Here is a 23,623-nt window from a genome sequence, read left to right as displayed (position 1 = left end):
GCATTCCGTGCCGGCAATACTCCAGCCAATAAGCCTACTGTAAAGGATAGTCCAAAACCGGCTGCGATCGACCATACTGAAATTACAAACGGAAAACTAAATGCTGTCGCGGCCCCAAAGGCGATCGCAATTCCCAACCCAATACCAGCCGTACCGCCCACAGTCGAAACTAAAATCGATTCAGCCATGAATTGAATCAAAATAGCTGCATTGGTAGCACCTACAGCTTTGCGAATCCCGATTTCCTTAGTGCGCTCCACAACTGACACCAACATAATATTAGCAATCCCGATGCCGCCAACTACCAGGGAAATTCCGGCGATTGCCACTACCATCACTGTAAACAAACCTACCACATTGCTGAAAGTATTCACAATATCAACTTGATTAATCACTCGAAAATCATCCGGTTGTGGCGGATAGATATTGTGGCGCAAACGCATGATATTTTCTACTTGAAATTGAGCATCAGCTAAATCCGATTCCCCCGTAGTTTGTAACCAAAAACCCGAGATGGCAATTCCAGCCAAAGAGTTTCTACCCACAATTCGAGCCGACATATTTTTCAGGGGAATATACACGCGATCGTCCTGATCCGTACCCCCTACCGAACCCTTGGGTTCCATCACTCCTATTACCTTGTAGCGCCCTCCCTGAATGCGAACATCGGCTGATAGGGCATTAGCACCAACTCCAAAAAGCTCGTCTCGCACCTTAGAACCAAGGACAACAACTGGTTCAGCAGCATTCAATTCATCCTCATTAAAAAACCGTCCTGCTTGAGGTTGAATGTTCTTGACATCGGGATAATTTAAATCGGTTCCCAAGATAGAAGTAGATGAGTTTTGCCCGCCATAAACGACTTGTACTTGACGCTGCAAAAAAGCCGAAATTGCCTTAACTGCGGGTGCTTGTTTGCCGATCGCCCTAGCGTCATCCCATGTCACAGTAGAAGCAGAACCACTACCCTGACTAACACCGCCCGATCGCGAAGCACCAGATAAAACCAACAACACATCAGTACCCAAAGCCTTCAACTGTTCCTCAGTAGACTTTTGTACACCCTGGCCCACGGAAGTAATCGCAATCACCGAAGATATGCCAATAATTACGCCCAGCATCGTCAAACTGGTACGCAACTTATTATTCCACAGCGCCTCAGTCGCCATGAACATAATTTGAACGTTCGAGATTTTGTTAATAACTGGGGGAGTCTTTAATTTCATGTTATCGGTTATTTGTTATTTGTTATTTGTTATTTGTTATTGAGCGGGCAAATTTCTACTACTCAAATCTTGTACTTTTTCATGAACAGGCAAGATGCCTGTTCCACAATAGATCAATTTTCTGCTTGTGGGGTGGGCTTCTAGCCCGCCCAGAAAAGATTATTGCAAATAGTGCAAAATATCTCTTTTTATGAACAGGCAAGATGCCTGTTCCACAATAGATCAATTTTCTGCTTGTGGGGTGGGCTTCTAGCCCGCCCAGAAAAGATTATTCCAAATAGTGCAAAATATCCGATCTAACGCAAACGACTTCCACCACCCGGTTGCAAACCCGGAATTCCCCCCGATGATGGAGTTTGAGATTTAGGCCGCAAGCCAGGGGGGAAACTAATAAAAACCTTTTCATTTCCCTTTAAGCCCGATCGCACTTCCGTCTTATCATCAACCGTCATCCCCGTCTTAATCGGCACAAACAAAGGCTTCCCATCTTCACCACCAGTCACAAACACTCCCGTTTCCTTTTTTTGACGAACAATCGCCGCAGTCGGGACAACTAAAACATCCTTCAACTCACCCGCCTTAAACTCCACATTCACATTCATTCCCGATCGCAATAGTTTTTTAGCATCATCAAGAATTGAAGCTTTTACCTCAAAACTGGTAACATTTTGCTGGACAATTGACTGAGGTGAAATTTGATTAACTTTCCCAGTAAAAGTCTTTCCCGTATAAGCATCAGCTTGAATAGACGCATTTAAGCCGAGGCGGATTTGAGCAATATTACTTTCTGCCACATTCGCCACAACCTGATTTTTTGAAGCTAAAGACAAAATCGAAGAAGAAGTTGCCGATGTCACCGCACTACCTGCTGTTGTCGGTGTCACAAAAGCTCCTGGATCGGCATATTTGCGGGTGACAGTACCGCTGAAAGGAGCGCGAATTTTCGTATCATTAATCAACGCTTGGACTGTTTGAAGACTACCTTTAGCCGAGAGAACTTGAGCCCGGGCGATCGCAATTTCTTCCGGCCGAGCACCACCTTGAATTAGTGCCAAAGCTTGCTGTTTTTGCTCCACTGCGGCTTCGGAAGCGGCGATGTCTTCGGATCGCGCCCCCGATCGCACTCCTGCCAAAACTTGCCGTTTTTGCTCGACTGCTGCTGCGGAAGCCGCAATATCTTCCGGGCGAGCACCAGCTTGAATTAGCGCCAAAGCTTGCTGTTTTTGTTCAACTGCGGCCCGCGCAGCAGCGATGTCTTCCGGGCGCGAACCAGCTTGCAACAAAGCTACAGCTTGTTGAGCTTGTCTGACTTGAGTTTGAGCTCGATCGCGCGCGGTGCGAGAAGTATTCACAATTTGAAGAGAAATGGCCCCCGATGTGTAGAGTTCCTGATTTCTTTGAAAGTCTTCTTCTGCTTGTTTTTTGGCATATTCAGCATCCCTAAGTTTAGCTTGCGCTTGGGCAATATCTTCAGGGCGATTGCCCTTGAGCAATTTTTGAAGAGTTGCTTGTTGTTCTGCTAATTGGGCCTTTGCTGCTGCAATATCTTGACTGCGATTCCCATTGAGCAATTTTTGCAGGTTTGCTTGTTGTTCATTTACTTGGGCTTGGGCGGCGGCAATATCCTGAGTGCGATTACCGTTAAGTAATTTTTCCAAACTGGCTTGTTGTTCAGCTAATTGAGCCTTTGCTACTGCAATATCTTCGACTCGATTACCATTGAGTAATTTTTGCAAGTTGGCTTCGGCTGAGGCGAGTTGTCCGCGATTTTGAGTCAATTGTCCTTGCAGGTTGGAGTCATCCATTTGGGCGAGAATCTGCCCTGTTTTAACAGTGTCTCCTTCTTTAACCAGTAAAGTTTTGAGCACTCCTGAAGTTTTGGGGCTGACGTTAACACTCCTTTCGGGTACTATTGTGCCATTTGCGGAAATGGCGATCGGCAAATTCACCCTTTCTACAGCAACGGTTTTTTCCTTACGTCTGCTTTCGCGTTTCGATTTGACTGTGAGTTGGCTGTAAGCTGTGTAGCCGACTCCGGCGAGTAGGGAGGCAGCGAGGAGTCCGCTTAACCAGGGAGTCAGCCCTTTTTTAATCTGAAACTGCTTTAGGAAGTACATATAAATTTAGACCGATCGGGCGTCTGCTTCATTTTGACCGATCGGGAACCGAAAAGGTTCAATTTAAGTCTGGCTAATTTTTTTTGGTTGTGGTGTTGTGTCGGATTATTTTGGATAATAATGAAATCAGCTACGATCAATTGAGAATCTCGATCGATGAGGAACGCAGACATGAGCATTCAATTAGAGTTATCGCCGGAGTTAGAAAGTCAACTATCTACTGAAGCCTTACGACTAAACCTACCTTTATCTGAGTACATACTACGTGTTTTATCGATCAGAGAAGTTCTGAGTAACCCACCTAAAACTGGAGCAGAACTTGTTGCTTACTGGCAAAGTGAAGGAGTCATCAACTCACGACCTGATATTACCGATAGTCAATTATATGCTCGAAACCTGCGCCATCATTTCTATCCTGCTTGAGCAATAATTTTCCCTATATCTTGAGGCGTTGCACCTGTTGCCAGGATTGCGCGTATTAACAGTTCAATAGAAACCGAATCTTCGCCATTTTCAGCCTTGGCAATACGAGGTTGACTGGAGTTGATTTTATCGGCTAACTCTGCCTGTGTCATCAATTTTTGCCGACCTTAATTGAGATTAAGACTGAGGGCTAACTTAATCTCAATTAAGGTCGATTCCTCTGGTGAAAGTTCTAAGAATTCCGAGGCAGATCCGATTTTCCAGCCTCGATCTTCTAGACGCTTCTTTTTCGCTTGATCCATAACATTAGTCCTCTATATCCGTGTCATATTATATCATATCTGATATAATTATGGCGAAGATCGTCATTCGAGGTAACAGTTGCTATGACTTACCCTAAGAAGAAAAAAGGTTTCCGCACCATCAATGTTGAAGGGCAAGAATTCCGTTGGCATTTCCGCCCTTCTTTTGACGACGACTACTTGACTTTGCAAGGGAGTGTTTCATCTGGCGAGCAGTTAATTGTTATCATGCGTTATCCGTGGTTGCCAATCAACGGTTTCCATTTAACCGATGGCGGTAATGTGTTCCATTTGCACAAAGCAGCCTGGATCGTCACTAGCAAATTTGCTCGGACAGCTATCTTGCATGGTATTGCTAACGGCTGGAAACCAAACGATCGCCGTCCACCCCTGTTCTGTGTTTATAGTGAAGGAACCTTTTCATCTATGACACCGCAACGCGAAACATCGGTTACATATTCCTAGAAAGAGTTATAAAGCCGTCACAAATAGGAGAAAATATGCTCGAACTCAGACCAACCTGTGAGCATTGCAACAAGGCGTTGCCACCAGACTCGCTTGATGCACGCATCTGTACCTATGAATGCACTTTTTGCGCTACCTGTGTGGAGAGCATTTTGGGTAAAAATATTTGTCCGAATTGTGGTGGTGGCTTTGTTCTGAGACCAATCAGGCCATCAAAAAACTGGAGAGACAACAACTATCTTAGCAACGATCCGGCGATCGCCAAAGTCAAATACAGGCCAGTGGATCTAGAGGCTTATGCAAAGCTTGTGGCGGTAATTGGCAGCTTAGCTCCGGAAAAGCGGTAAGGCATTTAATGATTTTACCTGCCAGCCATCAAAACCTGTTCAGCAGTCAGTTTTAAGTCTGGGAAAGTTAGAGAGACGATGGTCTGATTGCCCCGAATCTGTTGAATTTGATATTCCCCATTCACTAAAGTGCAGATAGAAAGGGTGGGTTTTTTAGGCTTTCCAATGTGTTGAGTACCACCTAATCCTGCGTAGTCCGCAATCCAATATTCAGGAATACCTAAAACTGCGTAGTCTTCGACTTTACGAGAATAGTCATTTTGCCAGTTACTACTAACAACTTCCGCCACAAATTTAATCGAACTGCCCAGTGTTAGAATCGACTCACCAGACCAAAGCAGTTCTTTAGTAAGTTCATTTCGATCGACAACTGCAACATCAGGTCGAAATGCTGTCATACCAATATTTGAAGGGCGCAATAGTCCCCGCTGAAGGACAAACCAAGGTAAGCCTGTTCCGTCGATCTGGACACATATTTTTGTGGTAATGAAGGCTGCAACCTCCTCATGGGGGCCTGTGGGTTCCAAGTCGAATACCTCTCCATCGATCAGCTCATAGCGATTATCGCCACCATAACGGGCGATAAACTCGTCAAAGCTGAGTGGTTTCTGTTGTATTGGTTGGTCGATCGCAATGGTCATAGCTCAACTTAGCCCAATCAATTCCTTTAGTCTATCAGATGGACAAACTGGTTAGATCGATCGAACTTTTCACAAGTTCGATCGCCCATTTCCTCCTTAACAAACAGCAGCCACGCCCAACTCTGTAATCGCCGCCTCCGGGCCCACCAAAGAAATATACGGTTCGACGAAGTATTTGTGAGCAGCTTCCCTAGCTTCAGCAGCAGTAACTGCCGCAATTTCTGCTTGAAACTGCTCGTCAAATTTAATTCCCAATTCCAGGATTTCGTACCAACCTAAAACTTGGGCAATTTGCGAATTGGTTTGTTTTCCTAAAGCATATTGACCGAGCATTTTATTCTTGCAAGCTTGCAATTCTTCTTCGCTTAGTTGGGTGTTGGCGAGTCGATCGACTTCTGTACGCAATCCTTCAAAAGCAGTCACCGTATTTTCGGGTGCTGTACCCATGTACGCTACAAACTGAGCCGTGTCCAGGCGCGTCGCGTAGAGTGCCGAAACATCGTAAGCTAAGCCCCGCTTTTCCCGCAATTCCACAAACAACCGACTCGACAAACCGTTACCCAAATAGGTATTCAGTAACTTAATCGCTGCATAGTCGGGATTTTTGACCGAGGGCGCGAGGTAGCCCAGCATAATCACTGATTGCTGGGTATCTTGCGCCTTAGCCACGGATTGCGGGGAGGCTTTGAGGGGGGGAACGGTTAAAGTTGGGAGGGGTGTTAAAGGCGCTTTCCAGTCACCAAATGTACGATCGATCAGGGCGATCGCATCTTCGGTAGATATTCTGCCGGCTACCGAAATAACCACATTATCGGGACGGAAATAGGTTTTGTGGAACTGTTCGAGCTCGTTTCTGGTGAGCTTTGACATCGTAGCTTCCGTGCCCAAGGTGGAGAAAGCATAGGGATGTTCCTGATACATGGCGTGTCGCAATTGCTCGAAGGCGATCGCAAATGGTTGTTCTTGTTGCGATCGAATTGCCGATATCGCAATGCGGCGTTCGAGTTCGACTTCAGCTTCCGGGAAAGTGGGCGATCGCATCAATTCCGCAGCCAACTCCAAAATGTCCTGAAAATCGGCAACAACCGTCTTCAAACTCACTAAAAAATAGTCTGTAGTCGAGTCGGTACTCAATCTCGCTCCTACCGATTCTACACGTTCGGCAATTTCTAGCGAAGACAGGCGATCGGTTCCCTTAGTCATTACCGCCGACAGCAAGTGACACAATCCTGCTTGTTCCGGCTGTACGCAGCGGCTACCGGCGCGCAGGAATATCCTAGCTGCAATAATATCTGCTGCTGGATTTTCTGATGCTAAGACAACCATACCGTTGTCTAAAACCGTGCGCTGAATTTCATTTTTCATCATTAATTTAGTTAGTAATTGGGAATCGGTAATGGGGAATCGGTAATGGGTAATTGGTAATGGGTAATTGGTAATTACCAGAAATAATTGGTTGAAAGCCGGAACCTTGATTGGGAGAAATTAAAATCAGACTATTCATTACTCCAATCTTCTTCCTTCGTCAAGTGCTGTCAACTGTCAACTGTCAACTGTCAACTGAATCGATCGCCATTTTGCTATTTTCCATTTGCATTTTGTATGCTGTCAGACCGAGCAGAGCTTGATGCACGATCATACTAAATGTAACAAAATCTATCCCCTAGGGTGCGGGCCAAACACAGAAAACACCGGACAAACCAAGATTTATCCGGTATCAAAGATATTCATATTCTGTCCCTTTACCATCAGACTGGTTTGATCGCCACAGCCGCATAGCGTTGGGGTGAGAGATATTGTTGAGCTAGGCGCTGGAGGTCTGATGGCTTAAATGACTGAATCCTGGTAGGATAGCTGAGCGCTAATTCGGCAGTCGCGATCGTACTGTAATATCCGTAAAGACCAGCTAACTGTCCCGGCGTTTCGAGGGAGAAAGCAAAGTCGTTGCACAGCAAACGCTTGCAGCGCATCAGTTCTGTCTCCGAAACCAGCTCAGATTGCAATTCCCAAAGCCGATCGCAAATTCGAGATTCCACCTCTTCTAGATCCTCGGCTTCCAAGACAGCACTAATCGTAAACAAACTCGATTCCCGTTGTAGCGAGAAAGAGCTTTCGATCGCGTGTACCAATTGTAATTCTTCCCGCAGTTCCCGGACTAAACGCGAACTCCGCCCATCTGCGAGCAACACAGAGATCAAATCCAAGCCGCAAGCACTTTGCAAGTGATCGACTCCCGGCCCAGTCCACGCCATCATCAGTCGCGCTTGTTCCAATCGAGGAAGACAGAGTTCCTGACGGCGAATTTCTACTAACGGCGGTTCGGCTTCGGCGACAAATTTAGGACAATCCCACCTGTCAGAAAACCGATCGAATGCTTTCCCTGTGATATCTCTGGCTTCTTCTTCCTCAATTCCCCCGACTATCACCACAGTCATATTTTCCGGCTGATAGTGCGATCGATGAAAACAGCGCATTTCGTGGGGAGTTCGCGACATCAGCAACTCTTCCGTACCGAGTACCGATCGCCTGTAGGGATGTCGCTGGTAGACTGTTTCCATCATTGCTTGGAAACCCAGCCAATCGGGATCGTCTTGAGATTGTCGGATTTCTTCGAGCACCACATCTCGTTCGCGATCGAATTCCGCATCGGGAATCCCAGCACGCAACAGCAATTCTGCCAGTGGCTGCGCCGTTTCTGCTAAATAATCTGCCCCAGCGTTGACATAAAAATGGGCGTAGTCGTGACTTGTAGCTGCGTTGGCGACACCGCCGCGATTTTCGATTACTTGGTCAAATTCTCCAGGGGCGATCGCATCCGTCCCTTTAAATATCATGTGTTCTAGAAAATGAGCCATTCCCGACCAAGAATCCGGCTCCTTCGTAGCGCCAGCCCTCACCCACACGTCTAGCGCAACCACCGGTGTGGCCGAAATCCGCTGGTGAATGACCGTTAACCCATTGTGCAGCTTCCAGACCTTGGCTGGGAACTCTAAAGCAGTGAGCAGTTGAGACAAGCTAGTTATTCTTAAACTTCAGTTAACTTCGGCTTCAACTATAGTAGCGCTTTACTGATGTGCGATCGGGATTAATTGATACAAAAGTCAGTTGTCAGTTGTCAGTGGGCTGTTGTCTGTGGGTTGTGGTCATTCAGGAAGTAATTTTTGCTTTTTTTAAAACGACCTTAGCCTTAATTACTTACCATTTCTTGGTTTAAAAGTCAATAGGTTGCGCGGGATATTAATGAATCAGTCGGGAGAAAGAGGGAGTAATCAGAATATTTCCATAAATTAAAAGATGTAAGAACACTAAAGACATCGAGAGGAGAAACGACAGATGGTAGCTACCCTTGAAGATACCAAGCGCCAAGCGATCGCGATGAAATTAGCAGACATGAAAGCACTGCAAAACCTGCTGATCGCCAACGAGCAATTGTTCATCAATTCCTGCAACGACTCCGAACTGTGCGATCGCTTCCGGGATATGCTGGAGGACGATCGCAAAAACCTAGGCGTTTTAGAAACCGTAATCATTCAATACGGCGTTCAATCCGAACCTAAAGAAACATTCACAAAAATGATCGAAGAAGTTCAGAAACTAATGAAAGGTTCTGAACTCACCCTGTTTGAAAAAGTATCCCAGCACGAACTGCTCAAACACAAACAAACAATGGCCGGCTTGTTAGTTCACAAAGCCGCTCAAGTAGTCGGCGCAGACATCGAAGCCGCCATCGTTCCCCTCAACACAGTTAACTTTGAAAACCGCGCCCACCAAGAGCAACTCAAAGGAGTTATGGAAATCTTGGGAGTGCGCGAACTGACCGGAAAAGACCCCGATCAAGGCGTTTGGGCCCGCGTCCAAGATGCGATGGCGGCCATGAGTGGCATTATCGGTGGTGCAGTTACCCGCACCAAAGAGGAGATGAACATCACCGAAATCATCTCCATGGATCACCGCAAAGTCGATACCATATTCATGGAAATCGAAAAAACCGACAATCCTCAAAAACTGCAAGAATTCTTCGGTCAACTTTACAAAGACTTAAGCGTTCATGCAGAAGCCGAAGAACAAATTGTCTATCCCGCAGTTCGCAGCTACTACAGCGATACCCAAGAACTGTACGACGAGCAAGCAGCAATGAAGCAAATGCTCGCCCAAATCAAGGCTCTCAACCCCAGTTCTTCTGATTTCAAAGCTCAAATCCAACAGCTAAAAAAAGCGGTTCAGGATCACGTTAAGGAAGAAGAAAACGATATGTTCCCTCAAATTCGCCGCAACCTGAGCGAAGCACAAATGGAACAAATGGCTACTCAATTCAAAGAAGCCAAGAGTACAATTCAGCAAGAAATGGCTGGCATTAGCTAATTGAGCAGCGAGCTAATTTCAATTCTAGCTAAAGCTAGAAAACAGCTCAACTGCAACCTATCAATCCCGCCACCAAGATGGCGGGATTACTATTTTAAAAAGCAGGAAAAAAGAAATATGAGGACTAAAGTCCTCAGTACAAACTTAAAAACAAGGTTTGTAGTAAGGAATTTAGTCCTTCTTAAAAACAAGGTTTGTAGTAAGGAATTTAGTCCTTCCTAACCATTAACTACAGATCCGCCGTTGGGATGCAAAATTTTACCTGTGATATAAATAAAGGTTTTGTGGCGGCGGGGAATCGTTCTTTTTGCCGATCGCAGTCTACGACTAAAGACAGTTTGTGCGGCACAAAAGTAAACTGCACCCCAAAACAATGTTTGACGTGCAGCTTAAACTAGCTAATTACTAATAGTTGAGTCTCAAACTAGAGACCCAACTTCAGATTAGAAACCAGTCGGAGAAGTAGCAGGAGCACCTAACAGTAAATCCTTCTTATCTTCAGGCAACACTACAGTTAGTGCACTCGCTGTGCGGCTCAAGCTCATGTCATCAACAAAGCTGATACCTGCATTTTCATTGGCGATCAAGCTGGTATCAATGCTGCTGGCCTTAACCGTAGCATCAAGTCCACCTTCAGTCAGAGGATCGAGGCTAGAAGCAGTTCTTGCTGGAGTCGGTACTGGCGCCGAAGGCGTAGTATTTGGGCCCGGTACGTTAAAGGTAACAGGATTAGGCCCTGTCCGGATCGGGAACGGGTTGGGCACGTTCGGATCGTCGAAAACTTCCAAAACCGAGTAAGTAGCCGGGAACAAATTCGGGAATAGAGCAATCCCTTGTGCGTTCGTTCTCACCAAAGGCTCAGTGGCGGCATCGTAACGATTGTTCCGGTTCAAATCCAAAGTAAATGGAACATTAGCAAGACGAGGTTCGCCCGAGTCTTGTATGCCGTTGCGGTTGTCGTCTCGGAATTTGGGAACTAACAAATCATAGCGGCGAGAGTTGCCAATCAAAGCGCAAGTAAAGGTTTGATTGGGGCCCAAAACGATATTGAGCGGTTGAGTCGTCTGGAAGAAACCAGGAGGAGGTACTTCTCGCAGGTTGTAAGTACCGGGACGCAAATTTCTGAAAGCAAAAGTACCAAACTGATCGCTAGTGGTAGTTGCTTCCCCTGCATCCAGGGCGCCGTTGTTATTGGTATCGAGAAAAACAGTAACGCCGCTAATCGCCGGTTCGTTTCCGTCTCGATAGCCATTCAAGTTAAAGTCCTCGAATTTGCAACCAGTGATGTTGCTATTCGGTGTATTGGCAAAAGTAACGTTAGCGTCCTGAAGGCCCAGAGTTACCGGAACACCAGCAGTTGTCGAAGGCGAAAAACCAGCCGGTACGACTTCCCGCACTGTGTAATTACCCAGTTGCAAGTTGGTAAATGCTCCTCTTCCTTGAGCATTCGTCTGTATTTGTTGTTCTCCGGCGTCAGGAGTCCCATTATTGTTGGTGTCGAGGAAGACAGAGACACCGGCAATTGGTGCTTCACCCTGAGTTGGCTCGAAGCGACCGTTTCCGTTCAGGTCATTGTATTTGAATACAGTGATGTTAGGTAGAGTGTTTCCGACACCAGAATTTGTGTCATTCCCAGTATTAGCTCCCACAGGAGTAAAGGTAACTGCTGGTGAGGGGTTAGTCGCTGGGAAAGGAAAAGGTGTGTTGGCAAAAATCGGCCGTTCGCCAGTTGCCGCGATCGATCTTTCCCCAGCCTGTTGAACGCCGTCGCGGTTGGTATCTACGAATTTAGGGTCGTTTGGTTTCAGTGTATAGGTTGAATCTGTTACCAAGATCGGTTGCTCTCTGCTGATCGTACCCTGGAACCGTGCTTGCGGGCCTGGTGCCGAAACCAGAGCGGGGTTAGGAGTAGTTGCCACTGGAGCATTGAGGTTGCCTGGGGCGCCACCACCGGGCAGTGTCGCTGGAAAAATTTCCAAGACAGAGTAATTGGCAGCTCTCAAATCCCTGAAGGTAGCAACTCCGTTTACATCGGTGATAGCGATGGGTTCTGAGGCTTGATCCCAGCGACCGTTCCCGTTCAAATCTAAAATGAAGGGTACGTTAGCAATGGGGGGTTCAAAAACTCCATTGACCAAATTTCGCGTGCCACTGCGGTCTATGTCCCGAAATTTGTTAATTTCAATTTGATACAGCGGAGTGTCGCCAACTTGAGCGCAGGCAAAGGTTTGACCGGGGCCTACGGTTACGTCCAGTACAGGGATGTTGTTGGGTGGGGTGCTTTGGGGGAAATCTCTTTCTAGGGGTTCTCCGTTGATACCGTTGACTCGTTCTTCCCGAACTCTGTATGTTCCAGGTGTTACATTAAACGACCACGAACCATTTTTGTCTGATAATGTGTTAAGTTCCCCTGCATCTAATCGGCCGTTGGGGACGCTGCCGTTGCTGCCATCAAGATATATCCTGACATTTTTAATCCCCGGTTCATTCCCGTCTCGAAAGCCGTCGGCATCTATGTCTAAGTATTTGCATCCAACAATCCGGCTGCCCACAAGCTGGGTGTTGCCAAAGAAAACGTTGGTGTTTGTGTTTCCAACAGTGACAGCGAGGGGATTCGGAGTCGTGGTACGGAAACCAGCCGGTACGGTGGTTTCTGTGACTACGTAGTTGCCGGGAACCAGATTTATGAACGAGAACCCTCCGTTAGCGTCTGTAAGGACGGAGATATCGCCTGTATCTAATCGGCCGTTGCTGCCGATCGCAGGTTCGAGGAGAATGGGAATGTTTGCCAGACCTGGTTCATTTGCCTGTCTGATCCCATCCGCGTTCAAGTCATTGAACTTGATACCTAAAATTGCCGGGCCTGTATTCCCAACCTGTAATTGCTGGGCAATCCGCTCTTCGCTAGTTAAATTTGCCATGATTTCTCTCCTTCACACCTAAATCCACGTAAATTACAGACTACTGTATGGGTTTGTCAATAGCTGAGTAGTTTTTGCTAGTCGCTGACAATTGCCACTCGATTTTACATACGTCTGTGCTTGAGGTAATGTTCCCCATCTCACACAACAATGCCTCAAGCTTTGTCGCTGGCCAGTATATCAGGTTTTGAAGAGCCCTGGCAATTTGAGGGCAACATCTTTAAGATTTGCACGCCTTCTCTCTCCGTACATACTTGCTGGTTTGAGCTCTAAAAAGGCCTTGATTGAGTGCTCCAGCCGATCGCAAGTCGGGCGGCATCGTTCAGGTTTGTCATGGTTTGCTGTAAACAGACGATCGCAGGCTCTGGGATTGCCTCTTCACAACAAGCTCTTCACAACAAGCTTTAGACCGATCGAGCTACCGGACTGGATATGATTTGCTTTCCCTGAAAATATGCCGATCGGGGTTAGGGGAACTGTCTGATAGTTTCTGACTTACGCTCAATGCTACAGATACATTTAACCCGGCAAATCCAGGACTAAGCCTGATACTACCGTGTATGGCAAGACAGAAAAAGCTGCAAGCTCTCCTGTCAAGGAGGTATCTCTCAAAGCTTTCAACAAGATATTGAAAGCGCCATTTGAATTTATGTCCACACTTTGAACGGGTTTTTGATATGTATTCTTCCGTTATGCCTACTACAAAACTGCCATATTTAACAGCTTGATGCTTCAACATTTCCTGGAAACGATAATGACTCAAAGTGACCATGCTCTTAGCTGTTTTAGTCGCTAAAGCATTTTTTTTCTCAATCTACACTACCAGCTTTTACCTAATTATTCAAGAAGTTTCTAGAAAATCATTTACTTTGTATCAACAGCCTCTGAAATATTTCACCCAATATACAACAAGCCAGCTTCGGGGTTCCCGGAACTTACGCTTGAGTCTTGGACGCTGCCAAGAATAGGGTATCACGCGATCGCCCTTTAATCTGTTCCTGATTTTTATTTGCAGTTTGGCATTCCGGGCGATCGAGCTTTATTCAAAACTAAATCACCTACCCGAACGAGTTTCCAGATCCCAATTAATTAATTCATTGGTCTTGACAAATCCGGCGATTTGTGGACTAGGCTCCCAAATGACATTTTGTTGCCCAAAGTTAGGAAGATTGCCTACATTCGCGGCAGGTCGATCGAGCAAAAGATCGCTAATTTGATAACTATCGCGACCCGCGATCGCCAGCGAGGTATCCGCCCCCATATTGCCTACAGGTTCGCCCCCATAGCTAGCATCCGTCAGCGGGTCGCCTTTCAAGGATTTAGCCGATGGCTTACGCCCCGCTACGCTACGACTTTCAGGATCTCCAGTCAGCAAATCGATGCTGCTAGCCCGAACATCTGCCGAGACAACTACCAGCGCAGGCGGAGTTGTTTGAATGAAACCGGGCGGCGGAACTTCCCTAATGATGTAACTACCTACCGGAACATTGCGGAAACTGTAATTGCCCTGACTGTCGCTAAAGTTACTGGCTTCGCCCGGATCTAAACGGCTGTTGTTATTGAGGTCAATGTAAATTTGGGTATTGGCGATCGGCGGTTCCCCGGGGTCTAGGCGGCCGTTGGCATTAAAATCGTTAAATTTCACACCGCTAATCGTACCAGTCACCAACACGTTGCCAAAGCTGAGATTGGTGGCATTTGTGCCGTTACCCACGGCGATCGGAGTCGGATTTGGCGTAGTTTGTCGGAAACCGGGCTGCGGGACTTCTCTCACCGAATAAATGCCTTGGGGCAAATTGATAAAAGAGAAATTACCTTGGGGGTTTGTTAAAGTCGAAGGTTCGTTGGGATCTCGGACATTGTTGTTGTTGGTGTCGAGGTAAATCGGCCAGTTGGCAACTCTCGGTTCCGTCGGTTCGTTGACACCGTTAGCGTTGAGGTCGTTGAACTTAAAGCCGCTGATGCTGCCGGTGGGGAAATTGTTGCCGAAATTGACCCCGACAGCGTTGGTATTGCCCGTAATGTCGATCGACCCTGGATTTGGCGTAGTCTGTATCCATCCCGGTTGCTGAACTTCCCTCACCAAATACCGGCCCGGGGAAACATTGGCAAAAGTGTAGTTGCCTTGGGGGTTTGTGATGGTATTGGGTTCCCCCGGATCTAACCTGTTGTTGGCGTTGAGGTCGAGGTAAATTTGCCAGTTAACCAGAGGCGGATCTGTCGCGTCTCGGACACTGTTGGCATTGAGGTCATTGTATTTGAGACCGCTGATGCTGCCGACAAAAAACACATTGCCAAAGTTAATATCTGTGGTGGTCACATTGGAAGTAACGTTAACCGGGCCCGGGTCGGGGGTAGTTTGGCGAAAACCCGGTTGCTGGACTTCTCTCACCAAATATGTATTTGCAGGAATATTGACAAAAGCGTAATTCCCTTGAAGGTTTGTAATAGTAGAAGGTTCGCCACCGTCTAGCCGATTGTTGCGGTTGAGGTCGAGGTAAATCTGCCAGTTAGCTAGGGGCGGTTCCCCCGGATCGAGGCGAGCATTGCTGTTGATGTCGTTGAATTTTGTACCTGCGATCGTCCCAGCGTTGAAATTATTGCCAAAATTAATATTGCTAGCATTTGTCCCGCTGGTTATTGTTATGGGTGCGGGATTCGGGGTAGTTTGGCGAAAGTTCGGCTGCTGGACTTCCCTAACTTGATAAGTTCCCGGTGGCAGGTTGGCAAAGATGTAGTTGCCTTGGGCGTTGGTGAGGGTCGAAGGTTCACCGCCGTCGATCCGGTTGTTGTTGTTGAGGTCGAGGTAGATTTGCCAGTTGGGAATTGGCACATCACTGCCGTCGGGCCGCCCGTTGGCGTTGAAGTCGTTGTATTTGTTGCCGCTGATGCTGCCGACTTGGAAGTTGCCGATGTTGACATTGCCGATGTCTATTTGGCTAGCGGTTCTGGTGGGGTTGCTGGATTCGGTCATGGTGTTGGTGGGGCCCAATGAACGCGGTTTAATCTTTGCTCTACGGCAATCTAGCAGTTTTTTTGCCAATTGCAGCTATTTTAGGGGATTAATTTTTTTATCAAAGGGAAGGACTGGGAATCAAAAATGCCCTCTGGGCCCAGAGGGCCCGATGCCCGATGCCCGATGCCCGATGCCCCATGCCCCATGCCCGATGCCCCATGCCCCATGCCCCATCCCTCCGCTTCGCTCCGCCCAATTTTTGCCAGATTTGATGTACGATCGCTACCAAGTTTTGTATCGGTCGAATTTCCCATGTCCCAAAACCTGACAGCAAGCTGGAATAAAGCCCGCGAAGTTCCGAGTTTACTCCTCGGCTGGAGTTTGTGCGGTTTATTGGCACTGGGCGCGATCGCCTCTACTCCTGCTAATGCACAGCTACCAACATCTGAACCAGGCAATAATAACAGCCCGATCGCCCAAACAGGTGCGATCGTCCGCCCCGCGCTCAAAATCGGCAGTCGCGGCTCAGATGTTACCGAACTCCAAGCTGCTCTTAAATTATTGGGATTTTATAACGGCGAGGTAGACGGGATTTTCTCGCAAAGCACCGCTAGAGCTGTGTCTCAGTTTCAGGAAGCAGCAGGCATCGCCCCAGACGGCATAGTCGGTCAAAATACTTGGAACCGGCTGTTTCCAGCGACTCCAGAGGCTAGTGTTGAAAAGCCGATCGCCAACGCTCCTGCAACCCCCGAAAACTCGGAGATTAGCCCTCAACCGCAGCCCACCAATTTTCCTGTTTTGAGAAGACGAATGCGGGGGCCGGCAGTCAGAGAGTTGCAAGAGCGACTGAGGGCCAAGGGATTTTTGCGCGCGAGTGCTGACGGCGTGTTCGGGCGCGAAACTGAAGTTGCTGTCAAGGCTGCTCAACGAAAATATCAACTACCAGCAGACGGCATTGTCGGCCGCGCTACTTGGGAAGCCCTGCTGCGTTGAGAGCAAACAAATCTTGCCGGATATGCACATTGGGAGATCTGGCGATCGTACAAATTGTTAATAATCGATTTCTGAAGTATTTCGGTGCGTCAAAAAGTGTCAAGTTTCGTAAACAAAGTAGAGTTAGTGCAGAATTGGTGTTAGTTTAAATACATGAGGGGCAGAAACCAAGCAGCACAAAAAACTTGGATAAAAAATTTGAATTAGAGTGTTTGTCCCGCTCGGCTCTAGTTCGCAGGCAACGCCTGAATCGTGTAGTTTATTAGCAGATAAAAGAAAGGTTGATATTGCGCTCGGAATTTGTGAAATAGCTTGAGGCGATTTGAGAAATCGACAGTTATCAAGTTAAAATTGCGATCGCACAATCAAACACAGAAGTCTGAATAGGCTCCGCTAATAGCTAGCTCGATCGCAGAGCAGTTGCCAAAAAGTTCACCTTAGTAGTAGTTGTTTGCTGAATTTCAGCAGAGCTAAAAACCCACTTGAATCAATTTAACTCACAAATGTTTTAGGGTCTGGCATCCGATATGCTAGGCCCTAAAATAGTTGACAGTTGACAGTTGACAGTTGACAGTTGGTAGTGGACAGTTGACAAACTAATAGACCTCTTGCAAAAGTTCTTTTAATAAAATTTTGGAACGGGCAAGATGCCCGTTTCACAAGAAAAAACATTTTTTTTGGAACGGGCATCTTGCCCGTCCTAGTTATTTTTGGAAGATATCAACTGACAACTGACAACTGTCAACTGTCAACTGTCATTTGATATCTTCGATCCGAGCATTCAAGCCATTAGCGGTGAGAATTTGTAGCAATTCTTCAGCTTTTTCGCGTTCTTGAAAAACACCAGCTTGAATCACCGATCGCCCGTTGGTAAAAGTCCGAAAAGCATCGGGAACCAAAGATAGCATTTTTTGTCGATCGCCCGAACTCTCGGCATCCACCACAACTCGATACCGGAAACCTAAAGCAGAAGCTCGATCGAGCCTCGGCGAACTCTCGGAATCGGGCAGAGAATTCCCCCCTAAACCAGCGGGTACGTAGCCACCCCTTCCTAGAGGAATGTTGCGGCCCGGAACCGGCAATTTACCCTCGGAAGTAACCGCACTCGAACTATCAAAATTAGGCGGAATCATTGGTTGCTGTACCGAACTTTCTCGAACCGATCTAGCATCTGGATCGGGTACAGGAATTGCGATCGCCCCTGTTCCTTCAGCAGCAGAATCGGCGTTTCTCGGAGGAAGCAGAGGCCGCAACTGAGTGCTGGCCGGTGCCGGTCGCCTGGAAACTGGCGCTGGTGGCGCAATTGGCGCTCTTTCAACTCTGGGAGTTAGCCGCCCGGGAGTGTAAGCAGGGAGAGAAGTTTCTGGGCCGCCGATACTCGAAGGTCGATCGACCCTTAGCTGCAAAGCAGTTCCCGCAATGGGTGGAGGCGGGCTAAAAGTTCCCGCCACATCAACCGATCCCGTTGTCCGATTGCTCAACAATTGATTGCCGTAAGCGGGGATTACTTGACCTTTCGCCGCATTGTTTATATCGTACTGGCCGTTATTGCGAATCACATTCCCCCCCGGTTCCGCCGAAGTTCCCAAATCTGGCAGAGCTCTGGATATCGCCACAATTCCATCTCGGCGATTGCTTTCGATATAATTGTTGCGAAGTATCGGTCTGGCATCAGCTTGCACCACCACGCCGTCTTTATTCCGAGTAATTTTGTTGCCGATTAACAAAGGCGAAGCGTTCTGGGCGACATTCACCCCAAATCCGGTGTCTTCAAACACATTATCTCGAACTTCCGGGCGAGACTCCCCAAAAATCGTAATCCCGTTAGCTCCATTTTTCGAGAAAAAATTCCCGCCAATCGTCGGCCTTCCAGTACCAACTACCGAAATGCCGTCGTGAGTGCTACCTGAAAAAGTATTGTTAACAACCGTCGGAGAACTCGATTCGATCCACAAAGCGTAACCGCGATAGTTGGTATTTGTTACCGTCACCCCGCTGAGTCCTGCCCCGTCTGCGCCTAAAATCGCGATATTTTGACCAGCCGAAGTCGGACTGATAAACTCTCCTCCGCCTTTGATGACAATATTTTGGCCGCGAGTGTTGGGATTTCCTTGAACAGTCACGCTGGGCCTGAGCATTAATGGAAATTTTTCGCCGCTTTGAGCGCTGTAAGTACCGGGCGCTAGTAAAATCGCGGTTTTCGGCGGGGCGACGCTGAGGGCGTAGGTGAGGGTTTTGAACGGCGCTCCATCGCTGCCATTACCTGCTGTGTCGCTGCCACCGCTGGAACTCACGTAGAGTATGTTAATGTCGCTGTCTGGCGCTTGGGAAAGTAGCTGCACGGAGCCAGTCTCGACAGCGATCGCCGAGGATTGAGGGTGGCAAAAAGCCGTGCTGGCAAAGACGAGGAGCAGGCAAGAACTTAAACTCTTGCTTGGCAATCGACTTTTTTTGCACTTGCTCTGTTTGGAATTTAGGATCATAAAAAAACACAATTTATCTTTGAGCCAAATTTCGCATCCCGTGTTTCGTGTCGGGTTTGCGCGATCGCAGTTTAATGTCACCCACCTGCTGGGGTTTTCTGCTGTTAATCTTTTGTTTTGTCCTGCTAACCTAACGGCTTTCCTCCGAAGTGTGGTATGCAGCTTCACGATTCCACTCTGATCAAGTTTGCTCTATTATGCTTTGTTTTCTTGAAATGCCATAAAACTTAAAAATTTGTCAAATTTAGATCGGTTGATGGCAGAATTAGGTCGATCGCCTTCACCACAATCTTGAGGGCATGGGAGAATGTAGCAGTTTGACCGCTAGCACTTAGTTTAATCAAGGTGGTTCTGATTGACATCCTCCCCGCCTTCTTAACGGCGAGGATTCCTAAGCATCACTACTTAGGTTTCTGCTTCTTCCCTTTGAGGGGTTTCGCACCAGCCTTAACAGATTTACTCTGTTCGGGTCTGACGGTCGCTCCACAGACTGATACGGCAAGTCCTGCCGCCAAAATGTTTTTTGCCGCATTGATATCTCGATCGTGGTGCGTTTTACACTGAGGGCAATCCCACTCCCTGATATTCAACGGCAGATTTTCAACGATGTGACCGCAATTGCCACACCGTTTTGAACTCGGAAACCATCTGTCAATCTTGATTAAAGTACGACCGTACCAATCGCACTTGTATTCAAGTTGCCTGACCAATTCACCCCAACTTGCATCGCTTATAGCTAGGGCTAGTTTCCGGTTCTTGACCATATTCTTCACAGCTAAATTCTCGACGGCGATGGTTTGGTTCTCGCGCACCAACCGCGTTGTTAACTTGTGAAGGTTATCTTTTCTTGCATCGGCGATTTCTTGATGCACTCTCGCTACTTTAATCCGTGCTTTGTCTCGGTTGTTTGACCCTTTGAGCTTTCGGTTTAAAGCTTTATGCGCTCTTCTCAACTTGCGATATTTTACCTTGAATCCTTTGGGATTGGCAATCTTTTCGCCCGTACTAAGAGCAAGTAAACTTGTAATGCCCAAGTCAATACCAACTTGATTGCCTGAAGGAGGTAACGCCTCAATCTCAACATCCACCAATAGAGAAACCGACCACCTGCCAGACGGGGAAAGCTTTACGGTGATAGTTGATGGTGTCGCACTCGTCGGCAATGTTCGGCTCCAGCGAATAGGCAATGCTTGCGCGCATTTTGCTAAATAGACTTGTCCATTCTTGAACTTAAATGCCGACTTGGTGAACTCTGCACTACCACCGTTTCGTTTTTTTTTAAGTTAGGATACTTTGCCCGCCCATCAAAAAAGTTAGTGTAAGCAGTTTGTAAGTGACGCAAACACTGCTGTAACGGTACGCAACTAACTTCGTTGAGAAAATCTAGTTCTTCAGTTTTCTTCCATTCTGTTAGCATACTAGAAGTCTCAGCATACCCTACTCGTTTTTGGTCTTTGTACCATGCCTCGGTTCTTACAGCCAAGGCACGGTTATATACTAAACGAGCGCAACCCATTGTCCGTCGCAACAAACTTTCTTGTTCCGGCGTTGGGTAGAATCGATAGCTGAAGGCTTTTAGTGTCATATTTACAGTCTAGCATTTCGATTGTGATATTACGCTAGACTCAATGTAAAATCTTTGTAAAGCCGTCGTAGAACGACGGGGTTTCTACCAATTTTTCTGAATGACCGAGAAACAAAACAGAACTTTACCGGCACAGCCAGCCCTCTGCCGGATTTTAGATGCAAATCTAGATCGATCGCGCGAAGGGTTGAGAATTATTGAAGAATGGTGCAGGTTTGGTCTCAACAGCGCCGATTTAGCCCTCGTGTGCAAGCAATTGCGCCAGGAATTGGCTTTTTGGCACACCCCAGAATTACGCAGCGCTAGGGATACGCCGGCAGATCCGGGTACGGAGTTGACTCACCCGCAGGAAGAACAGCGTGGCAGCATTCAGCAGCTACTGGCGGCGAATTTTTGTCGGGTGGAGGAAGCTTTGCGGGTACTGGAAGAGTACGGTAAAGTTTACGATCCGAATATGGGCAAGGCTTTTAAGCAGATGCGCTATCGAGTGTATACTCTCGAAAGCGATTTGCTGGCTTACCGGCGCTACCAACAGTTACTTCGATCGCAGTTATACCTTGTAACCTCCCCCAAATACAACTTTTTAACAATCGTGGAAGCTGCTTTGCAAGGCGGAGTGACGTTGGTGCAGTACCGCGACAAAGCCTCAGACGACGGGGTAAAGCTGGCGAATGTGCGGCAGCTTTGCGAACTTTGTCACCGCTACGATGCTTTGTTGATTGTGAACGATCGCGTGGATTTGGCGATCGCCGCGGATGCTGACGGCGTACACTTAGGACAGCAAGATTTGTCTGTAGCGGAAGCGCGCAAGTTGCTCGGCCCGGGACGGATCATCGGTAGTTCCACGACGAATGGCGAAGAAATGCAGCGAGCGATTGATGCGGGAGCAGATTATATTGGAGTTGGGCCAGTGTACGAAACTCCAACGAAGGCAAACAAGCCGGCGACGGGTTTGGACTACGTGCGGTATGCTGCTAGTAAGTCGCCTGTTCCTTGGTTTGCGATCGGCGGAATAGACATCAACAACCTCGATGAAGTATTGAATGCCGGAGCTCAAAGAGTTGCCACAGTGCGATCGATTATGGATGCAGAACAGCCTACTTTAGTCACGCAATTTTTCATCTCGCAGTTGATTCGGATGCAGCATCTGAAAGCTCAGAAAGCTTTGCAGGCGACAACCTAGGTTGATTGGCGATTTATCGGGCGGGTTTCGTGCACGAATTCTGTGGATAAAATATAATTTTTGTACAAAACCCGCCCTGAAACTGATAATATTTGAGTGATGACAAATCAAATTGCGCTGCAAGTTAACGGAGAAAATCGCAATTGTGCGATCGACACACCGTTACCAAAATTACTAGAACAATTAGGATTAAACCCGCGCTTAGTAGCTGTGGAGTACAACGGCGAAATCCTGCACAAACAATTTTGGGAAACCACACAGATAAAAGAGGGCGACATCCTAGAAGTTGTGACAATCGCAGGTACGTAGTTGGGCTTCAGCCCTCTTCCAGGTACGTAGTTGGGCTTCAGCCCTCTTCCAGGTACGTAGTTGGGCTTCAGCCCTCTTCCAGGTACGTTGTTGGGCTTCAGCCCTCTTCCAGGTACGTTGTTGGGCTTCAGCCCTCTTCCAGGTACGTTGTTGGGCTTCAGCCCTCTTTCGACTTGTAAAAAAAGCAAATTACTAGCCTAACAACCCCATTTCTGGCTACGTACCTGAATTTGGAGGGCTAAAGCCCAACAACGTACTTAATTTGGAGGGCTAAAGCCCAACAACGTACTTAATTTGGAGGGCTAAAGCCCAACAACGTACTTAATTTGGAGGGCTATATATGAATTCCCAGGCAAAACCCAGGAAGGCATAGAATTAAACCGCGACAGCTTCAGGTGCAACCACAGGATAAATGCTCACTTTCTTGCGAGTCTTACCCTTTCTTTCAAAAGTCACCACACCATCAACCAAAGCAAACAAAGTATCATCTCTGCCGATACCAACATTATTACCAGGGTGAACCTTAGTGCCGCGTTGACGAATCAAAATGTTGCCAGCTTTGACAACTTGACCGCCGTACTTTTTGACACCCAGACGCTGGGAATTAGAATCGCGTCCGTTACGTGTACTGCCTGTACCTTTCTTGTGGGCCATAATGTCCTCAACTTTATTTACTATTGTTTATTCTGATTCAATTTCGCCGGTTTGGGGAGTTTCAACAACTGCTTGAGTCAAATCTCTCGCTGCCAAAACAACACCATTGACTGTAATAGAGTCAATCATAAAACGAGTTGTTTCTTGACGGTGGCCTTTTTTCTTCCGAGTTTTCTTTTTCGGCTTCATCTTGTAGACGAGGACTTTGCGGCCCCGGAAATGCCGCAGCACAGTTCCTTCTACAGTGGCATTTTCTACTAGAGGCTGGCCGATGTGAACGTCGTCTTCGTGCTGGATCAGAAATACTTTGTCGATCGTGACTTTGGATTCAGCTTCGACGTGAAGCAGTTCGATGTCGTAGAAGCGGCCTGGTTCTACCCGAAATTGTTTGCCGCCGGTTTCAATGATTGCGTAAGTCATGGGATGGTTGTTGAGATTGCCGTACAGGTAGCTGAGTAGTCAGTTGACAGTTGACAGTTGACAGTTGACAGTTGTCAATTGTTAATAACTTTTGGCTGTGGACTGCTCTCCAGCTTTTGGAATGTCTTAACCTGATCCGAGCCGGATTTAGACAGACAATCTACAATTATTGCTGATTCGGGTATTTTTGTCAAGTTAAAACGCACTTGATATTTTCTGATTTGGGACTTACGCAT

The 23,623-nt window shown here is 47.3% G+C and carries 20 protein-coding genes and 1 pseudogene; 6 read left to right on the top strand and 15 right to left on the bottom strand.

The window, feature by feature from the left end; genetic code table 11:
* The 4 genes from JGK20_RS15250 to JGK20_RS15235 all read right to left on the bottom strand — a co-directional run.
* On the bottom strand, positions 1-1,226 hold a 1,226-nt coding region (locus JGK20_RS15250), incomplete at its 3' end, for an ABC transporter permease (RefSeq protein ID WP_293231127.1).
* Between the two features lie 296 nt (positions 1,227-1,522).
* Entirely contained in the window at positions 1,523-3,343 is a 1,821-nt protein-coding gene (locus JGK20_RS15245; protein ID WP_293231124.1) for an efflux RND transporter periplasmic adaptor subunit, read from the bottom strand.
* 410 nt (positions 3,344-3,753) lie between these two features.
* Positions 3,754-3,918: a helix-turn-helix transcriptional regulator gene (locus JGK20_RS15240; protein WP_293175755.1), complete on the bottom strand. Its 165-nt coding sequence runs from the start codon at positions 3,916-3,918 to the stop codon at positions 3,754-3,756.
* 15 nt (positions 3,919-3,933) lie between these two features.
* Positions 3,934-4,068, bottom strand: a complete 135-nt coding sequence (locus JGK20_RS15235) for a hypothetical protein (protein WP_293175753.1) — start codon at positions 4,066-4,068, stop codon at positions 3,934-3,936.
* Between the two features lie 84 nt (positions 4,069-4,152).
* Between JGK20_RS15235 and JGK20_RS15230 the strand changes: the two genes are divergently transcribed.
* Together JGK20_RS15230 and JGK20_RS15225 are read left to right on the top strand one after the other, a co-directional pair.
* On the top strand, positions 4,153-4,533 hold the full coding sequence (locus tag JGK20_RS15230; protein ID WP_293175751.1) for a hypothetical protein: 381 nt from the start codon (positions 4,153-4,155) through the stop codon (positions 4,531-4,533).
* 35 nt (positions 4,534-4,568) lie between these two features.
* On the top strand, positions 4,569-4,880 hold the full coding sequence (locus tag JGK20_RS15225; protein WP_293175749.1) for a DUF1272 domain-containing protein: 312 nt from the start codon (positions 4,569-4,571) through the stop codon (positions 4,878-4,880).
* Positions 4,881-4,894: 14 nt separating this feature from the next.
* Here JGK20_RS15225 and JGK20_RS15220 read toward each other — a convergent pair whose 3' ends face one another.
* The 4 genes from JGK20_RS15220 to JGK20_RS15205 all read right to left on the bottom strand — a co-directional run bounded on the left by JGK20_RS15220 (position 4,895) and on the right by JGK20_RS15205 (position 8,535).
* Complete coding sequence (locus tag JGK20_RS15220; RefSeq protein ID WP_293175747.1) at positions 4,895-5,521, bottom strand: Uma2 family endonuclease; 627 nt, start codon at positions 5,519-5,521, stop codon at positions 4,895-4,897.
* Positions 5,522-5,617: 96 nt separating this feature from the next.
* Positions 5,618-6,886, bottom strand: coding sequence for a pitrilysin family protein (locus tag JGK20_RS15215; RefSeq protein WP_293175853.1), 1,269 nt, complete (start codon positions 6,884-6,886; stop codon positions 5,618-5,620).
* Between the two features lie 7 nt (positions 6,887-6,893).
* Positions 6,894-7,025 (bottom strand): hypothetical protein, encoded by a 132-nt coding sequence (locus JGK20_RS15210; RefSeq protein ID WP_293175745.1) that lies wholly within the window; start codon positions 7,023-7,025, stop codon positions 6,894-6,896.
* A gap of 244 nt (positions 7,026-7,269) precedes the next feature.
* Entirely contained in the window at positions 7,270-8,535 is a 1,266-nt protein-coding gene (locus JGK20_RS15205) for a pitrilysin family protein (protein ID WP_293231121.1), read from the bottom strand.
* A 319-nt stretch (positions 8,536-8,854) separates the two neighbouring features.
* On the opposite strand from JGK20_RS15205, the gene JGK20_RS15200 reads away from it, so the two are divergent.
* Positions 8,855-9,883, top strand: a complete 1,029-nt coding sequence (locus JGK20_RS15200; protein WP_293231118.1) for a hemerythrin domain-containing protein — start codon at positions 8,855-8,857, stop codon at positions 9,881-9,883.
* Positions 9,884-10,326: 443 nt separating this feature from the next.
* Here JGK20_RS15200 and JGK20_RS15195 read toward each other — a convergent pair whose 3' ends face one another.
* Positions 10,327-12,804: an SdrD B-like domain-containing protein gene (locus JGK20_RS15195; RefSeq protein WP_293231115.1), complete on the bottom strand. Its 2,478-nt coding sequence runs from the start codon at positions 12,802-12,804 to the stop codon at positions 10,327-10,329.
* Positions 12,805-13,858: 1,054 nt separating this feature from the next.
* Positions 13,859-15,778: an SdrD B-like domain-containing protein gene (locus tag JGK20_RS15190; RefSeq protein WP_293211137.1), complete on the bottom strand. Its 1,920-nt coding sequence runs from the start codon at positions 15,776-15,778 to the stop codon at positions 13,859-13,861.
* Positions 15,779-15,904: 126 nt separating this feature from the next.
* Here JGK20_RS15190 and JGK20_RS15185 point away from each other — a divergent pair, with 126 nt between their 5' ends.
* Positions 15,905-16,753, top strand: a complete 849-nt coding sequence (locus JGK20_RS15185) for a peptidoglycan-binding protein (protein ID WP_293231112.1) — start codon at positions 15,905-15,907, stop codon at positions 16,751-16,753.
* 755 nt (positions 16,754-17,508) lie between these two features.
* Here JGK20_RS15185 and JGK20_RS15180 read toward each other — a convergent pair.
* From JGK20_RS15180 to JGK20_RS15170, 3 genes and pseudogenes are all read right to left on the bottom strand, one after another.
* Entirely contained in the window at positions 17,509-19,194 is a 1,686-nt protein-coding gene (locus JGK20_RS15180) for a DUF1565 domain-containing protein (protein ID WP_293231109.1), read from the bottom strand.
* A gap of 269 nt (positions 19,195-19,463) precedes the next feature.
* Positions 19,464-19,598, bottom strand: a complete 135-nt coding sequence (locus JGK20_RS15175; RefSeq protein WP_293197830.1) for a hypothetical protein — start codon at positions 19,596-19,598, stop codon at positions 19,464-19,466.
* Positions 19,599-19,637: 39 nt separating this feature from the next.
* Positions 19,638-20,821: pseudogene (locus JGK20_RS15170) on the bottom strand (RNA-guided endonuclease TnpB family protein).
* A gap of 100 nt (positions 20,822-20,921) precedes the next feature.
* On the opposite strand from JGK20_RS15170, the gene JGK20_RS15165 reads away from it, so the two are divergent.
* Positions 20,922-22,004, top strand: a complete 1,083-nt coding sequence (locus JGK20_RS15165; RefSeq protein ID WP_293231106.1) for a thiamine phosphate synthase — start codon at positions 20,922-20,924, stop codon at positions 22,002-22,004.
* A gap of 99 nt (positions 22,005-22,103) precedes the next feature.
* Positions 22,104-22,313, top strand: coding sequence for a sulfur carrier protein ThiS (gene thiS / locus JGK20_RS15160; RefSeq protein ID WP_293231103.1), 210 nt, complete (start codon positions 22,104-22,106; stop codon positions 22,311-22,313).
* 375 nt (positions 22,314-22,688) lie between these two features.
* Here the strand turns inward: thiS and rpmA are convergent, their stop codons facing one another.
* The gene (gene rpmA / locus JGK20_RS15155; protein WP_293144521.1) at positions 22,689-22,967 is read right to left on the bottom strand and encodes a 50S ribosomal protein L27; all 279 of its coding nucleotides are present in this window, start codon (positions 22,965-22,967) and stop codon (positions 22,689-22,691) included.
* A gap of 27 nt (positions 22,968-22,994) precedes the next feature.
* Positions 22,995-23,387, bottom strand: a complete 393-nt coding sequence (rplU, locus tag JGK20_RS15150; RefSeq protein ID WP_293189767.1) for a 50S ribosomal protein L21 — start codon at positions 23,385-23,387, stop codon at positions 22,995-22,997.
* Positions 23,388-23,623 lie beyond the last annotated feature (236 nt).

The organism is Microcoleus sp. PH2017_05_CCC_O_A, assembly GCF_020738785.1.
GTDB lineage: Bacteria > Cyanobacteriota > Cyanobacteriia > Cyanobacteriales > Microcoleaceae > Microcoleus.
The sequence above is the reverse complement of the archived record's forward strand: the minus strand, read 5'-3'. Positions and strand labels throughout refer to the sequence as shown.

Bases quoted from the DNA above. Each gene is read 5' to 3' on its own strand.
- JGK20_RS15245 (WP_293231124.1), bottom strand. From the start codon at position 3,343: ATGTACTTCCTAAAGCAGTTTCAGATTAAAAAAGGGCTGACTCCCTGG.
- JGK20_RS15185 (WP_293231112.1), top strand. From the start codon at position 15,905: ATGCCCTCTGGGCCCAGAGGGCCCGATGCCCGATGCCCGATGCCCGAT.
- JGK20_RS15235 (WP_293175753.1), bottom strand. From the start codon at position 4,068: ATGGATCAAGCGAAAAAGAAGCGTCTAGAAGATCGAGGCTGGAAAATC.
- JGK20_RS15210 (WP_293175745.1), bottom strand. From the start codon at position 7,025: ATGAATAGTCTGATTTTAATTTCTCCCAATCAAGGTTCCGGCTTTCAA.
- JGK20_RS15215 (WP_293175853.1), bottom strand. From the start codon at position 6,886: ATGAAAAATGAAATTCAGCGCACGGTTTTAGACAACGGTATGGTTGTC.
- JGK20_RS15230 (WP_293175751.1), top strand. From the start codon at position 4,153: ATGACTTACCCTAAGAAGAAAAAAGGTTTCCGCACCATCAATGTTGAA.
- JGK20_RS15190 (WP_293211137.1), bottom strand. From the start codon at position 15,778: ATGACCGAATCCAGCAACCCCACCAGAACCGCTAGCCAAATAGACATC.
- rplU (WP_293189767.1), bottom strand. From the start codon at position 23,387: ATGACTTACGCAATCATTGAAACCGGCGGCAAACAATTTCGGGTAGAA.
- JGK20_RS15220 (WP_293175747.1), bottom strand. From the start codon at position 5,521: ATGACCATTGCGATCGACCAACCAATACAACAGAAACCACTCAGCTTT.
- JGK20_RS15240 (WP_293175755.1), bottom strand. From the start codon at position 3,918: ATGACACAGGCAGAGTTAGCCGATAAAATCAACTCCAGTCAACCTCGT.
- thiS (WP_293231103.1), top strand. From the start codon at position 22,104: ATGACAAATCAAATTGCGCTGCAAGTTAACGGAGAAAATCGCAATTGT.
- JGK20_RS15195 (WP_293231115.1), bottom strand. From the start codon at position 12,804: ATGGCAAATTTAACTAGCGAAGAGCGGATTGCCCAGCAATTACAGGTT.
- JGK20_RS15225 (WP_293175749.1), top strand. From the start codon at position 4,569: ATGCTCGAACTCAGACCAACCTGTGAGCATTGCAACAAGGCGTTGCCA.
- JGK20_RS15200 (WP_293231118.1), top strand. From the start codon at position 8,855: ATGGTAGCTACCCTTGAAGATACCAAGCGCCAAGCGATCGCGATGAAA.
- JGK20_RS15165 (WP_293231106.1), top strand. From the start codon at position 20,922: ATGACCGAGAAACAAAACAGAACTTTACCGGCACAGCCAGCCCTCTGC.
- rpmA (WP_293144521.1), bottom strand. From the start codon at position 22,967: ATGGCCCACAAGAAAGGTACAGGCAGTACACGTAACGGACGCGATTCT.
- JGK20_RS15175 (WP_293197830.1), bottom strand. From the start codon at position 19,598: ATGTCAATCAGAACCACCTTGATTAAACTAAGTGCTAGCGGTCAAACT.